15 protein-coding genes and 1 pseudogene are annotated in these 14,572 nt (G+C 40.7%); 3 read left to right on the top strand and 13 right to left on the bottom strand.

From position 1 onward, the window contains the following. Positions 1-12: 12 nt before the first annotated feature. From TAO_RS05895 to hslO, 9 genes and pseudogenes are all read right to left on the bottom strand, one after another. Positions 13-393: a DUF423 domain-containing protein gene (locus TAO_RS05895; RefSeq protein ID WP_096527052.1), complete on the bottom strand. Its 381-nt coding sequence runs from the start codon at positions 391-393 to the stop codon at positions 13-15. A 97-nt stretch (positions 394-490) separates the two neighbouring features. After that, positions 491-772, bottom strand: coding sequence for an endo alpha-1,4 polygalactosaminidase (locus TAO_RS05890; protein ID WP_269459396.1), 282 nt, complete (start codon positions 770-772; stop codon positions 491-493). Next, positions 765-854: pseudogene (locus TAO_RS10145) on the bottom strand (endo alpha-1,4 polygalactosaminidase); the annotation flags it as partial. The gene TAO_RS05890 and the pseudogene TAO_RS10145, both read right to left, overlap by 8 nt. Positions 855-906: 52 nt before the next feature. Then, positions 907-1,848: an NAD-dependent epimerase/dehydratase family protein gene (locus tag TAO_RS05885; protein ID WP_096527051.1), complete on the bottom strand. Its 942-nt coding sequence runs from the start codon at positions 1,846-1,848 to the stop codon at positions 907-909. 576 nt (positions 1,849-2,424) lie between these two features. After that, positions 2,425-3,063, bottom strand: coding sequence for a phosphatase PAP2 family protein (locus TAO_RS05880; protein ID WP_096527050.1), 639 nt, complete (start codon positions 3,061-3,063; stop codon positions 2,425-2,427). A gap of 49 nt (positions 3,064-3,112) precedes the next feature. Beyond that, positions 3,113-3,970, bottom strand: coding sequence for an NAD(P)-dependent oxidoreductase (locus TAO_RS05875; protein WP_096527049.1), 858 nt, complete (start codon positions 3,968-3,970; stop codon positions 3,113-3,115). Between the two features lie 13 nt (positions 3,971-3,983). Beyond that, complete coding sequence (locus TAO_RS05870; RefSeq protein WP_096527048.1) at positions 3,984-6,938, bottom strand: insulinase family protein; 2,955 nt, start codon at positions 6,936-6,938, stop codon at positions 3,984-3,986. A gap of 35 nt (positions 6,939-6,973) precedes the next feature. Beyond that, positions 6,974-7,729, bottom strand: coding sequence for an HAD family hydrolase (locus TAO_RS05865; RefSeq protein ID WP_096527047.1), 756 nt, complete (start codon positions 7,727-7,729; stop codon positions 6,974-6,976). 2 nt (positions 7,730-7,731) lie between these two features. Next, complete coding sequence (gene hslO, locus TAO_RS05860; protein WP_096527046.1) at positions 7,732-8,601, bottom strand: Hsp33 family molecular chaperone HslO; 870 nt, start codon at positions 8,599-8,601, stop codon at positions 7,732-7,734. A 376-nt stretch (positions 8,602-8,977) separates the two neighbouring features. Here hslO and TAO_RS05855 point away from each other — a divergent pair, with 376 nt between their 5' ends. From TAO_RS05855 to TAO_RS05845, 3 genes are all read left to right on the top strand, one after another. Beyond that, positions 8,978-10,147 carry a ChaN family lipoprotein gene (locus TAO_RS05855; RefSeq protein WP_096527045.1) on the top strand — a complete coding sequence of 390 codons (1,170 nt, stop codon included), beginning with the start codon at positions 8,978-8,980 and terminating at the stop codon, positions 10,145-10,147. Between the two features lie 205 nt (positions 10,148-10,352). Then, the gene (locus TAO_RS05850) at positions 10,353-10,637 is read left to right on the top strand and encodes a hypothetical protein (protein WP_096527044.1); all 285 of its coding nucleotides are present in this window, start codon (positions 10,353-10,355) and stop codon (positions 10,635-10,637) included. A 117-nt stretch (positions 10,638-10,754) separates the two neighbouring features. After that, on the top strand, positions 10,755-11,198 hold the full coding sequence (locus TAO_RS05845; protein WP_096527043.1) for a YcgN family cysteine cluster protein: 444 nt from the start codon (positions 10,755-10,757) through the stop codon (positions 11,196-11,198). 48 nt (positions 11,199-11,246) lie between these two features. On the opposite strand, the gene TAO_RS09760 is transcribed toward TAO_RS05845, so the two are convergent. The 4 genes from TAO_RS09760 to TAO_RS05825 all read right to left on the bottom strand — a co-directional run bounded on the left by TAO_RS09760 (position 11,247) and on the right by TAO_RS05825 (position 14,422). Next, positions 11,247-11,690, bottom strand: a complete 444-nt coding sequence (locus TAO_RS09760) for a hypothetical protein (RefSeq protein ID WP_197702523.1) — start codon at positions 11,688-11,690, stop codon at positions 11,247-11,249. Between the two features lie 86 nt (positions 11,691-11,776). Next, complete coding sequence (locus TAO_RS05835; protein ID WP_096527042.1) at positions 11,777-12,103, bottom strand: DMT family transporter; 327 nt, start codon at positions 12,101-12,103, stop codon at positions 11,777-11,779. Positions 12,104-12,292: 189 nt separating this feature from the next. Then, positions 12,293-13,474 (bottom strand): PilT/PilU family type 4a pilus ATPase, encoded by a 1,182-nt coding sequence (locus TAO_RS05830; protein WP_096527041.1) that lies wholly within the window; start codon positions 13,472-13,474, stop codon positions 12,293-12,295. Positions 13,475-13,672: 198 nt separating this feature from the next. Then, entirely contained in the window at positions 13,673-14,422 is a 750-nt protein-coding gene (locus tag TAO_RS05825) for a competence/damage-inducible protein A (RefSeq protein ID WP_096527040.1), read from the bottom strand. Positions 14,423-14,572 lie beyond the last annotated feature (150 nt).

Here is a 14,572-nt window from a genome sequence, read left to right as displayed (position 1 = left end):
GAGGTGAGTTTTTTAACCATCCATGCGTAAAAAAGCCAAGGCAAGTAAGAACCAAGCAATCATAAAACTTATTCCACCAAAAGGAGTGATAGCGCCTAACCAGCTTAGACTAGTAAGGGCTATAAGATAAAGGCTGCCAGAGAAGAATAAGATACCTATGAGCATCAAATTGCCTGACCATTTAATAAGTGCAGCGCTAGTTCCTACTTGCTGGGCGAGAATGCCAATTAAAATAAGACCTAAGGCGTGATACATATGATAATGAACGCCTGTTTGCCAAACCTCTAGCATACGAGGCTCAAGTTTAGCTCGAAGCCCATGAGCGCCAAAAGCCCCTAGAATGATTCCCACAGCCGCGAAAATTGCGCCGGCACTAATGAAAAATTTAGCCATATCGTTACCTCTTATCTTAAATAAAGAAAAACAATTGCCCTAGCCATATATATGACTGGGGCAATTGCCTTATTGCTTTTAAGATTAATAATTAATTTTATCTGCAAGCCTCTCGCCAAGCATCTAGTTCTAATTTCTTTGCTAAAGCGTCAAAGTTCATACTGTTAGCTTGAGGGCAAAACTTTGATGTTGGGATACTGTATTCAATTTCTAATACGGGCTTTCCTGACTGAATAAAGGGAAGTAGCATATTACATTCATTATATTGAAAACATTGCTCATTGGTAGCAAAATCGTAATGATCTACAAGATCTGAGATTTGATCGAGATCATTTTTCAAGCTAATGGCCAAACCCCTTAGATGTGCAGCATTAGCAATGCGCTACATTGTAATTAATCTGATCTTGATATTTAAGAGGAAAGCCAGTTTTATTAGTATAGCCATCCACATTATCGGGATCTACGGCATCATATCTTTAAATCCTGCTATTATATATTATAGGGGCGAGGATTTTAGGGGCTTTTAGCTGCTAAAAGCTTCTTTAAGCCCTTATCGAATGGCACTTGGGCGCTGATTCCAAAGGTTTCCTGAAGCCGGCTAGCGTCACCACGAGAGTGGCGAATATCGCCTACTCTGCTGGCTATATATTGGGCTGGAGTGACGTTAGGGTAATATTGATGAAGTAAAGTGAGTACCTGATTGAGGGAAATTGCCTGATTTGTGCATAGGTTATAGTAATTACTGCTAATCCTCTTTGCGGTTAGTGCGTTACAGTTAGCGCGGGCTACATCTTGGACATAGATAAAGTCACGAGTTTGTTCGCCGTCACCATAGACAGTTACGGGAGATCCTTCTTGAAAATTTTTAGCAAAAATTGAGAGCACTCCTGAATAAGGGGAGTTTGGATCTTGCCGTGGCCCGTAAACATTAAAGTAACGGAAACATACCGCCTCTAATGGGTAGCTTTTTGTGTAGGTTAAAAGCAGAATTTCGGATGACAGTTTAGCAGCAGCATAAGGGGATTGAGGGTTGGGCCTTGCTGTTTCAACATTAGGGAGAATCTCAGAGTTACCGTAAACCGCTGCCGAAGAGGCAAATACAATTCTTGGGCATTGGTTATCAATGCACAAACGAGCAACAGTATCAGTAGCCGCTATGTTAGTTTTAAAGTTAAGCGCGGGCTTACTGAAACTCTCCGGTACGCTAACTAGTGCAGCTAGGTGTAAGACACCTGCAAATTTATGCGCGCTAAATAATGCTGCTAGCCCATGTTCATCCGTGACATCAAGCTCTAAAAATTGGAATTCTGATGAGCGTAAGGCTTGGTCTAAATTTTTTATATTCCCAGTATAAAAATTGTCTATACCAATAACCTTATGGCCCGTAGCTAGCAGGTAATCTACGCTATGGCTTCCTATAAACCCAGCGGCTCCAGTGACTAGATAAGTATCCATTTAATTAAACCTATTTCTATTTATTTATGAAGATAGATTCTAGCAAAATCAATGCTATGGCACACAGGTAATTAGAAAGAGGCTTTTTGTTTTTAAAGAGTGGCTATGATCGTATTCAAACTCAAGGAGCGTATTTTTGGGGAATTTTTGGCGATCAAGTTTAGATTTTTGATCAATATGATCGGGCAGCTTACTTACTAAATTTTACCTAGATCAGATCAGGTAACCCCATTCATACTAGAGCAGATAATGATCGTAGCGTAAAAAACAAATTGATGGGAGGAGACGATAAGCTTTGCTGAGCAGGCACCTCAACGTTTATCTCTGAGTGTTTATCGAGATCCCTCTGTTGTGCGAGAAAATATTAGCTTTAAGGTAGATTTACACCGGTATTACACGTAACCTTGGAGAAGGTATTCGGGCTGAATTAGTGGCTAGCCATCGCGTTCTAAGCCATAATTCTTTGTAGCAAATACGTTTATTTCAGTTAAAAATAGCCGGTTTCTACACAAATACTACTGGAGGAAGAACAGCTAATGTTTACGGAGGAATTAAGATTGAATACCTTATATTATTTTAACTAGATGGTATTGCCTTATTTTTTAGCAACAATTTGGCGACTCCTTGAGCAGTGAAATAGATAATAAAGAAAGAAAATACAATATCACTCAGAAAATGCGCTCCTTGAGCAATACGGGCTAAGCCGATAAGCTCACCTAAGCCAAGTCCGATTCCTAGCCATAAACGCCACTGTCGCGGGAATAAATAGCCAAAGCTCAAAAAATAAAAACCCATTGAAGCATGACCAGAGGTAAATGAGCAGTTATGACTACATTGGTCGCTAGGCATCCAGGCAGCAGAGAAGGTTTTATTGCCGCCAAATTGAGTAACCTGATAGGGTCGTGCTCTATCCCAGTGATTTTTAAGAACACTATTCACTAGCCATCCTGGGCCTAATAGGAGTACTAGCGAAAGATAAATGACAGGCTTACGCAATGGAATCAAATAGCGTTGTAGTGAATGAGTAAAGCTTAATAATAAAATCGCCGTAAAAGTTAGCTCAAAAATATGAGCTACGATGGAAGTGCCCTCATCTAAAAAAACAAATAAGGCTTCATTTTTTAGAAAAAACCCTTGTACTGGTCTATAGAACCAGCTGCTGACAGTAAGATCAATGCTAGGGAAAGCCAGGAATAGCCAGCTTAGGAAGAGCATAAGTATAGAAATAATAGAAATAAAAGTTATCTCTGGGTTGTTTTGTGGTTTAGTTTGGTCGTTTTAATCGGTATAGAGCAGAGATGTCTTCCTCGCCGAATCCCTGATCTATGAGCTGCTGATAGTCAGTAAGCATCCCCTCGGCAAGGGGGAGGGAAAAACCAAGCTGAGCTGCCATCGCTTTGCAGATAGAGAGATCTTTATGGTGTAAGGTAATTTTAAAACCGAGATTAAATGTACCTTGCACCATGGTTTTACCCCGTTTCTCTAAAAACCAGTTTCCAGCTGCACCTTGGCTAATAGCCTCAATGGCTTTGTCCATATCTAAACCTTGAGCCTCACCAAAAGCCAAAGCCTCGGTTACTGCTTGGTTGATTCCCGCTGCCATGATTTGATTGACTGCTTTGGTGCTTTGGCCGGTACCAACTTCCCCCATGTGGGTAATAGATTTGCCCATAGTGTTGAGTAGTGGTCGGATTTTCTCTAGGGTTACCTGATGACCGCCTACCATCATGGTTAGGGTACTATTACGAGCGCCTTCTAGGCCGCCAGAGACGGGACAGTCTAGAAAGTCACCTCCTTGACTACGGACAATAGCAGCGGCTTGGCGTGCAGTCTCTGCGCTGACAGTGGAAAAATCAATGACAATTTTCTGAGGGTTAAGATTAGGGGCAAGCGCCTCAGTAATAACTAAAACCTCTTTATCACCGGTAACACATATGCATATGACTTCTACCGCTGTGGCTAGCTCTGCAGGTGTTTGGGCATAAGTTATGTTTAATGTTTGTGCTAAGGTTTTAGCAATTATCTGCGTTCTATTCCAAACACTGCTGAGGAAGCCCCCTTTAGCCAAATTATAGGCCATGGGTTTTCCCATGGTTCCTAGACCAATAAAGCCTGCTCGCATTTGATTGCTTTATTTAAACTTTATAAGCATTGAGTTGAAGATCAGCTAGCTGAGTAAGCTGGGCAGTGTTGGTGAGTACGGCGATACTAGCGTTGTCTTCTAGTGTAAGGTATCTTTCAGCCACTGTTTTTAAACCCTTAAGGCGAACCTCTAATATTTGGCTGCGAAAATGGCGTTGTTGTTCAGGAGTACGGCCATAGAGATTATTGTAAAAAGCGCTTTTGGCCTCACCGGCTGGAGATTTGGGTTTATCAATACTACTAATAACGCCAAGAATGGCTTCCTCTACTAAACGCCATGGATGATCATTTTCTAGTAGCCACTGTACCGACTGATTAAAATCCGTTAGCGTTGCTGTAAGACGGGGATCTCGGTAGGAGAAAAAACGGAAGGCGGCGCTTTCTGAGTCTTGCCCCGCACCGCCGCCATAAGCGCCTCCTTGCTCACGGATAGCTCGATGTAAATAATTATTACGAAGAAATCCCCCAAGTACGGTTAAAGCTGCTGCATCTGGGTGGCTAATAGGTACTGTAGGGTAGGCTTTAGCACAGAAATTCACCTGAGTATTGGTTGTCCAGGATTGGCGTACTGAAGTGCGTATTTGGGGTAGTTGGAGTGAAGTAAATTTACTGGTGGCTTTTAAATTATGGCCCCAACGCTTATTTAAAGCGCTTTGAATTTCTACTTGATCTTTTTGCTCGCTAATAATCAATAATTGGCGTGGCGCGGCTAGAATACGTTCATGGATCAGGTGAAATTTGTGGGTAAGTTCTTCCAGCTTAGCTTTATGGGCTAAGCTTTCATCTAATTGCTGCAAAAACACAATCCCAGCAAGCCCGCTTAACCGGTGGGTCAAGGCTGCGGTTGGGCTCATGCCGCTGACTGCGGCTGACATGGCAAGGTTATGGCCGCTACCGGTGATGTGATCCTCCCATTCGGATCGACACTGGGCTATGATTTCTCGAAGGTGATCAAGTTCGTCAAACCGGATTTCATGGAGTGTTGTTTGCAGTAATTCAGTCAGATGATTGTGATTACGGCTCAGGGCTTTACCAGAAAGAACAAAATGGCCATTAACCTGTTGTACATTCTCTATTCGCCCGCGTAAGGTCGTGCTAGCGTTGATTCCACCGCTAATGGTGCTTTGCCAAGTTTGGGTTTGGCGATAATCTTTCTTGCCAACACCGAGTTCTGTGAGGCAGGCAGTATAGTGGGGTAACACATTCAGTAGCTCGTCCTCTAACTGCGGCAGATCAATAATAATTTGCTGATATATCAAACCATTGGTGCCTTGATTAAAGAACGCGGCAGGTAGCTTGCCGATAAGATCTTGCTTGCCCTTAGGAATAGGGAGCGTAGCCGGAATATCCTCAATTCCCACTTTTGGCAGGATATCAGGGTCATCTTGCTGTTGCTGGCGGGTCGCAAGATCGGCAGCTAATTTTACTATAGCTGCTTTTTGTGCCTCACTCATAGCTGATTTCATCTCGGATAAGCAGCTTTTTTCTTCTTGGATGCGGTGAGCGCTGAGGGTAGGGTCAGGCTGGAGGACTAAACGTACTCGATGTGAGTTATTGAGGAGATTTTCCTTTACCAGCTGTTGAATAAAATTGGGATCTTTTATTTCTTGGCGTAATTTATCTAGGGTAGGATCAAGATTGAGTAAAGCGACCGGATCCCCGTGATGGATAGCGCTTGATAATCCTTGAAGCATGAGCTGAAGGCCATAGGGCATATTACCGCCGCTAATCTCTCTTTGATGTAGCTCTAGTTGGTGTAATACGGCTTCTATTTGCTCCTGAGGAACCCCTTTCTTAGCGACCTCTTGCAGCACCTCTAATATCCGTTGCTCAAGGGCTTCAGCCTGCTCTGGCTGAGATCCTTCAAGGCCGCAGATGAAGCTCATTTCCCGATTATTATCTTCTAATCCACATAGTGGGGAGGGGGCAGCCCCTAACCCACAGGTTTCTAGGGCATAGCGAAGTGGAGAGCCACTGTTATCAAGTAAAACACCAGACAGTAAGTGAGCTTTAAGCTGTTGATCTAGATCAGTACTCTGGCCAAGTAACCAACCCAGTATAATATGAGTCTTATGGGCGCTATCTTCGGCCTCAAGGGCATAACTCTCTTCTACTTGGAGTGGTGTAGGATATCGTTTTTCATCAGCAACCCTGAGATTTATATTACGTTTCTCAAACGAAGATAAGGCATAAGATTCAAATTGCTCATGATGTTCTTGTGCTGGGATATCGCCAAAAGTCATGAAAACCGCGTTGGAAGGATGATAATGGGTGCTATAGAAGGACTTAAGCTGTTCATAGCTCAGATCGGGGATATGCTTTGGATCTCCGCCGCTATTGTAATGGTAGGTGGTCGTTGGGAATAAATAGCTTGAAAGAGACTGCCAGAGAGTAGAGATGGGTGAACTCATCGCCCCTTTCATTTCATTGAAGACTACCCCTTTAAAGACAAGGTCAGTTTGGGGATCATTCGGAGTTTCAAATTCTACCCGATGGCCTTCTTGAGCAAAGTCTAGGGGATCTAAGCGGGCAAAAAATACCGCATCTAAATAAACTTTTAGTAGGTTATTAAAGTCTTTCTTATTTTTACTCGCAAAAGGATAAGCCGTCCAATCGGAGCTGGTAAAGGCGTTCATAAAAGTATTTAAAGAGCGCCGAAGCATCATAAAGAAAGGATCTCGTACTGGATATCTTTGGCTTCCGCACAGGACAGTGTGCTCTAGGATATGAGCTACGCCTGTGGAGTCCATGGGTACAGTGCGGAAAGCGACTAAAAACCCATTCTCTGGGTTATCTGCAGCTAGATGAAAGTGTTTAGCGCCTGTTTTACGATGACAGTATTCTTCTACGGTAAGATTAAGTGAGTCAATGCGTTGGCTGCGTAGCCAATCAAAGGTAGGATGGGTTAACCCTTTAGCTTTAGGGAGATGATCAGAGGTATTATGCATAAAGTTAAGCTCTTTACTTACGAATAGATGGGAAATTATAAATTAGTCTTTAGTTTCTGTGTCTGTCGTGAAAGAAAGTGTTCAAGCCCGTAGAAATCCTGAATAGTGGCATCAGGAGGAGGTAAATCCGCTGGCCAATGGATTCCTGATCGATTAATCCAGATAGTCTGCATGCCTACTTGTTGAGCGGCCATAACATCACATTCTGGATGATCGCCTATATGGATCGCTTGATGGGGCTCAACGCCAGCTTGATCTAGCGCTCTATGGAATATATCTGGTGAGGGTTTTGCTGTGCCTACTATGGCAGGGGTTAGGGAAAAATGAAAATAGGTATTTAATGGAGTGTACTGAACATCAGCATTGCCGTTTGTGATAGAAGTAAGCGGGTAGATCTTAGCGAGTTTTTTAAGTACGGGTACGACATCAGGGTAAGGCGTTACTTGGTTTCGAGCCTGAAGAAAAACAGTCACAGCCTCATGCGCTAAGCTTACTGGATAATTAAACTCCTGCAATAATAAGCTTAGGGAAGTTTTGCGTACAGCCGTCATATCATGAGCAATTTCAGTATATTGTTTTTTGGTAAGCCGTCTATGGGCACGTAAGCTTTCAATATCATGGGCTGCTGCTAGGCGTTCTGCTTGTAGCTGGAGCCAATTAAATTGAGCCTGCTCGGCTTTTTTTAAGACTTGCTCGCTGGGCCAAACAGTTTCATCAAGATCAAAAGTTATCAGTGATAAATTGGGTTTTAGTAAGTAGTGAGCTGATTTAATATGTTGGGTAATCGCCATGCTTAGTGCCGTGTAGGAGATGGGGAAACCTTTACTTGACTACTTAATAGCTGTTCTATATCTACTGGGTCAAAGCTGTAGTGGCGATTGCAAAACTCGCAATCTACTTCGACTGAGCCTTGTTCTTTTAGGATAGCTCTTATCTCGGTTGCCCCTAAAGCAAGCAAGGTATTCTCAATTCGTTCTTGAGAACAATTGCACTGAAAAGAGATAGACTCTGGTGCAAATAAACGGACGTGTTCTTCATTGAATAACCGATAAAGTAACCCAGTGCTGGATAATGATAACATCTCCTGCATCGTAACTGTATTAGCCAGCAGGGTAATACGCTCCCAATCAGTATCATCCATCTGTTGAGAAGGTAGTTCTTGGAGAAATAGCCCCACAGCTTGTTGCTTGTCGGCAGTGAGCCAAAGCCGAGTTTTGAGCTGCTCTGAATGAGAAAAATAAGTTTGCAAAGCCTCAGCTAGATTGATTCCTTCTAAGGAAACTATTCCTTGATAAGGAGGTTTCCCTTCTGTTTGGATAGTTAAAATTAAACGGCCAGAGCCATAAATCTCTGGCAAAGACCCGTGAGGAATTTCTCCTTGCCAGCGGGCTAATCCTCGTACAGTTCTTTGGTGAGTGGCTTGGGCTACTAGCGTTTTTAGGGGGCCTTCGCTCTGTATCTGAAAAATCAGAGATCCTTTAAATTTGATGGTAGCCGAGAGTAGAACAGCAGCCGCTAAGGCTTGTCCAAGCTGGGATTGTACGACATCAGGATAGCTATGACGGGCAAGGACAGTTTGCCAGCTTGTATTAAGCTGCACCCATTCTCCACGAATCTTAGAATTTTCAAACAAGAAACGATGTAAATAATCTTGATTAGCCATAAGAGAAACCTATTTAATTCTCGCTAGACTTTAGACATTAATTAGACCTGCCTTGGGATTAGAGTTCAGCGTTCTATATATTATCGCTTTCCGTAGATTGATAATCTCTTTTAGTATTGTAGCTGATATTCCCTTAGAATAGTTTATAGGGATTTTTCTAGGTAGTTTTTCGATTTTTAGATAACCTGTAAATTGACTGTGGTGCCTGCTTCCATAGAGATTGGGGTAGATTACTTAAAATATTGACTATTGCCATCGTGGCAAGATTGTAAAGATAAATACAAGAGTAAGTAGGCTATAATAAAGCTATGATGGAAAATATTTCTATACTGTTAATTTTATTTATAAAAACATCTTAATTTTTGGATCTCCAGAAATGCAAACTAAAATGGCTATTCCCGTTTTTTTGCTGTTAACGGTTACTGTTTTTTTTCACGCTGTTGTCCAGGCCGCTGAGGGGGTAAGGGTTGAGGGTCAAGATCCGGGTAGGTTTGAAATTAACTCATCCGTTAAGGCCATAAATTTGAAAAAATTACCTGAGATAGCAAAACTTATTCCTGAATTATCTTATTATCAAGCCGTTTTTGTGGGTGAGCAGCATCCCCGTTTTGATCATCATTTAAATCAGCTTGCAATTATTCAGGGTCTTTATGCCAGATATGCTAACTTAGCGATTGGGGTTGAATTTTTTCAACAACCTTTTCAGCAGTATTTGGATCGCTATATTGCTGGTAACTTAAGTACGGATGGGTTATTAGATAAAACAGAATACTATGATCGCTGGCGTTATGATTTTCGTTTGTATGCTCCGATTTTAGAATTTGCCCGGAATAATCATATTCCAATAGTTGCACTTAATGTGCCGACTGAAATTATTGAAAAGGTAGGTCGAGAGGGGTTAAAAGGACTTTCTAAAAAAGAAAGAGCGCAAATTCCTGCTGATATTGACTACTCCAATAAGAGATATGAGGATCGCCTCAAAAAAGTATTTAAAGATCATCCTCAGTATTTTGGAAAATTTAAGACTTTTTATGAGGCTCAGCTTGTGTGGGATGAAGCTATGGCTGAAAGCGCGGCTCGCTATCTTAAAAGCCATCCCAATACTCATATGGTTGTTTTAGCAGGTAACGGCCATCTAGCTTATGGAGCGGGTATCCCGGATCGATTTAAGCGCCGCCTTAGTAAAATAAGCACAGTTATTATATTAAATGACTGGGATAGGGCTATTAATCCAGAGATTGCCGATTATTTATTACTTTCAAAAGAAAAAGAACTACCAAAGGCAGGTTTTTTAGGGGTGATACTAGATATATCAACCGGATCACTTGAGATCAGTGATTTTTCCGAAGATAGTCCGGCTAAGGTCGCCGGTATGAAAGAAAAAGACAAGATCCTTGCCTTAAACGGCCACTTCGTCTCTAAAATGTCTGATGTTCAGAAAATTATGTGGGATAAAAAACCGGGTGATCAGGTTCTTGTCAAAGCAAGCCGTAAGGCGGATCAGGATAAAGATAAAACGTTAGAATTTGAGGTAAAGCTCAGGTAGTAGTTAGATAGGTTTTGCCCTTTTTATCTTCTAAATTAGATCATATGGGAAATAATATTAATAAGGCTTTCTAACTTTAAGGGCCTAATAATTAATCTTAGCTCTATTTTTCAGGATTGGGATATACGCAGGGATAGTAAAGACATCTTGAACTAAATAGGTTTAGCCTTTAATTAAGAAGCAAACTAAATTTTAGGAGATAGGGATGGCTGATTTAGAAAAAGCGGAAGAACAAAAATTAGAAGAACAAAAAATAAATTTAATAATGCATTGGAAAATTATAACGGCAGTAATCTATTTAACAATCTGCGTTTTTGATTTTATAATTTTTCCCACTGCGTGGATATTGGTACAGTTAAAATTAAAGATGCCATTAACACAATGGTCTCCAATAACGCTAACATCTGGTGGGATGATTCATGTAGCATTTGGAGCAATATTAGGAACAACAGTATGGAAGGAGAAAGGACAAAAGGATGAGAAATCCTGATTCTAAGTTAATAGTCTTTACTATAAAGGCTATAGAGTTTGGCTATGTTATTGTTTAGTAGAAGCTAGGAATCTGTAAGCTGTGCTCCTCTTATCTGATTAGGTTGATCTTAAAATAATGATTGATCCTGATTTTTGGAAATATAAGAATTTAGCAGAAATGTCTACAGAGGAGTGGGAAGCTTTATGCGATGGTTGCGGTAAATGTTGCTTGCATAAGCTAGAGGATGAAGATACTGGAGAAATTTTCTATACAAATGTGGCTTGTCGACTTTTAGATTTACATAGCTGTCGCTGCTCGAATTATCACAATCGCACCTATAAGGTAGTAGATTGTCTGAAGCTACGAAAGGAGTTAAAAGAGGCATTGAAATGGCTACCTACTACTTGCGCCTATCGTTTGATAAACGAGGGTAAAGCGCTATTTAATTGGCATCCATTAATTTCTGGTAATGCTGAAACGGTGCACTTAGCTGGTATTTCGGTACGAGGTCGCGCTATGATGGAATCTCAGGCTGAAGATCTGGAGGATCACATAGTAGATTGGCCTGTAAACAGATAATTTAACTAAATATTAAATCAATAAATTAAAAATCTTAATGGGTTGTAACTAGTCGTTTGATGATAGCTTTGTTTTAGTGTTTTCCTTTGCTGTTACAGGTTTTTGTTTTTTTCTGGGAGGTTTTTTAGATTTTGGAGCGTTCATGCGACAACCCAAGCAGCGTGTAAATGTGGCTTGAGAGGGCTTGGCAACCAACGCATTTTCAGCTTCTTTTACATTTCCACCTAAGGCGGTAAAGGGTAAGCTTGCAACGAACATAGCCGTGCCTACCGCAGTTGCCCCTATTAACAGTGGGCGCGCAATTAAAAAATCTCCGATCATTGCAAAAAAATTTTGCTCTTCCTTTTGCGCATCAGGTACTACGCCAAGTGTTTGGTCATAGTCTTGCATAGAAGAACCAGCTGCATTAGCTAGATTAGGAAAACTAATGGGACTAATACAAAATATAAGGCCAAATAGGTAGGTGAGGAGTCTTTTTTTGAGCGCTGTCATGGTATTCCTCTAGCAGTAAAAATATTAAATTTTGATAGAAAAGCCTAAAGTAATCACGTGAGTGATTTAATTAGCGTCTTCATTGTTTAATGCTTTAGGCTGCTTAGATTAAGCCCTATTACTCCTAAGATAATAAGTACAATACTGGTAATCTTTAAGGATGTCATTTGCTCATTGAAGTAGATAAATCCAATAATAGCGATCAGGGTTGTTCCAATACCTGACCATACGGCGTAGGCAATACTAAGATCTACCTTTTTAAGACTAAAGGTTAAGGCGATGAAAGCAAGGCCGTAAAAGATAAAGGTAAATATTGAAGGTACTAGACGCGAGAAACCCATAGACAATTTCATACAGATGGTTCCAGTAACTTCTAGCGAAATAGCAAGCATTAAAGGTAGCCAGCCATGCATTTTTATATTCCTCGTAAGTGGCTGTATGCTCCTTAATAAAGCGGAATTATAGCCATAAATATAGAATAGATAACCTGAGTTCTCTGCATATATGCTATGGGGTTAGCCTCTTAGTGTAAAATTAATATTAATCAACCCAAGAGACTATAGAATAGCATAAAAATAGGCTCAAACTGATACTTAAGATACTCATTTTCCCTCTTTTACAAGATTGAGAGTTAGATCATCTGATTTTGATGTTTTTATGCTCTTTTCAGCGATTTTATCTAGAGAAAGTTCTTTTTTAGTGGCCTCATTAATCTGATCTAACGTTTTATTGGATAAGTTAATTTTAAGCCGCAAATTATTGGGAGAGTCGGCATAATGTAGCGCCTCTTCAATGCGGATATGCCCTGCCTTATATAGCCTATATAAAGCGTTATCAAAGGTTTGCATCCCTAAATTTTCTGACTTTTCCATGATTTCTTTAATGGCATAAATTTCACCTCGTTGGATAAGATCGCGAACTAGCGGGGTATCGAGTAGGATTTCAATGGCTGCAATACGTTTACCATCAACAGTAGGAATAAGGCGTTGAGAAATAAAAGCACGTAAGTTTAGTGATAAATCCAATAAAATTTGTGATCGACGATCTTCAGGAAAAAAATTAATAATTCGGTCAAGAGCTTGATTAGCATTATTAGCATGTAAGGTAGATAGGCATAAGTGGCCTGTTTCGGAAAAAGTAAGCGCATGTTCCATCGTGTTCCGATCGCGGATTTCTCCGATAAGAATAACATCTGGGGCTTGGCGAAGGGCATTTTTAAGGGCATCTTCATAGTTATTGGTATCCACCCCCACTTCACGTTGGCTGACGATGGATTTTTTATGGGTATATAAATACTCAATGGGATCTTCAATGGTGATGATGTGGCCGGCACTATTACGATTACGGTAATCAATAAAGGCCGCAAGGGAGGTTGATTTACCAGATCCAGTAGCCCCTATAAATAGGATAAGCCCATTTTTAGCCAACGCAATTTCTTTTAATATTGAGGGTAAACCAAGATGATCAATATCTGGAATTTCAGTTTTAATATTTCGGATCACCATTGAGATGGTGCTACGTTGTTTAAAGATATTCACTCGAAAGCGCCCAATACCTGGTTTAGAAATAGCGAGATTCATTTCTAGCTTGCGCTCAAATTCAGCAATTTGCTCTTGATTCATTAGGCTATAAGCGATTTCTTTGATTTCATCAGGAGTCATGGTTTTGTTTTCAATAGGCTTTAAATGACCATGAAATTTAGCGCAAGGAGGTGCTCCAGCGCTTAGATAAATATCGGAGCCATCATAAATCGTAAATATTGTTAGATAGTCTTTAAATTCCATAATTAGGGATCCTTAAATATGTAAAAGACGGCCGGAAATATTACTACCAATGCCATAGGGAGTGTATTAAACGGATAGCGGGTTTGAGTTATGGTGATTGAATTGGCTATTGTTTTTGAATATAGGCATTTGGCTTTAGTTAAACTGACCTATTTTAATTTAAGATAAGATAATCATCGGCGATTATTGTTTTGTTTTTTAAAGCGAGTACCAGCGTATATTTATGTTATCTAAATTATGTTTAAGTTCGTCCATAGCTTGGTTAACCTCTTGAGCATTTCCCCGTAGCCCTAACTCAAGGGCGGGCTTACTAGTGCTGATTTGAGGAAGACAGGAGAGACGTATCCTCGGGTAGCGAGATACAAAATCTTCCAAAGTAGGGAGTAAATCACTTTCACCGACCCCGAGTACTTGAAGTTGTTGCTCGGCTTCAGGGGCCAAATTCTGTAAATTTGGATAATAAGTATCCAATACCCATTCCATCATGGGCCAAGCCATTTCTGGAAACCCAGGTAAAAAATAATGTGATTTCAAGGAAAACCCTGGGACTCGATTAAGTGGATTTGGGATAATACGGCTTCCTTGAGGAAGATCAGCCATACGGATACGATAAGGATAAGCGCGTTCTCCATATTGAGCTTTAATTTCTGCAATAGCCTCAGGGTGTGGATAAAGAGAAACCCCTATGGCCTCTGCCGCGCAATGCCGGGTGCGATCATCGGGGGTGGCTCCAATTCCGCCAAAGCAAAAAACAATGTCAATAGAATTTAGGCTATAGCGTAAGGTTTTAGTTATGATACTGGTATTATCACCAATAATATTACACCAAGCTAACTCTAGTCCTCGTTTAGCTAAAGCTTCAATAAGATGGGAAAAATGTTTATCATGCCGCTTTCCGTTGAGTAGTTCATCACCAATAATAATAGATCCCAGCTGTGGTGTATTCATGGCTCAAGTAAAGGGTTGTTAATAGTAATTGTATTAGCGTAACAGCAGAAAATGTGAAAATTTCCTGCTGCTGTATTATCGGATATCTTTAAAATAAATAAAGAGGGATGATAGCAAAAATGAGCATGATTTTAAGAATATACTTCTAAC

This window comes from Candidatus Nitrosoglobus terrae, from assembly GCF_002356115.1.
Classification (GTDB): Bacteria; Pseudomonadota; Gammaproteobacteria; order Nitrosococcales; family Nitrosococcaceae; genus Nitrosoglobus; species Nitrosoglobus terrae.
The sequence above is the reverse complement of the archived record's forward strand: the minus strand, read 5'-3'. Positions and strand labels throughout refer to the sequence as shown.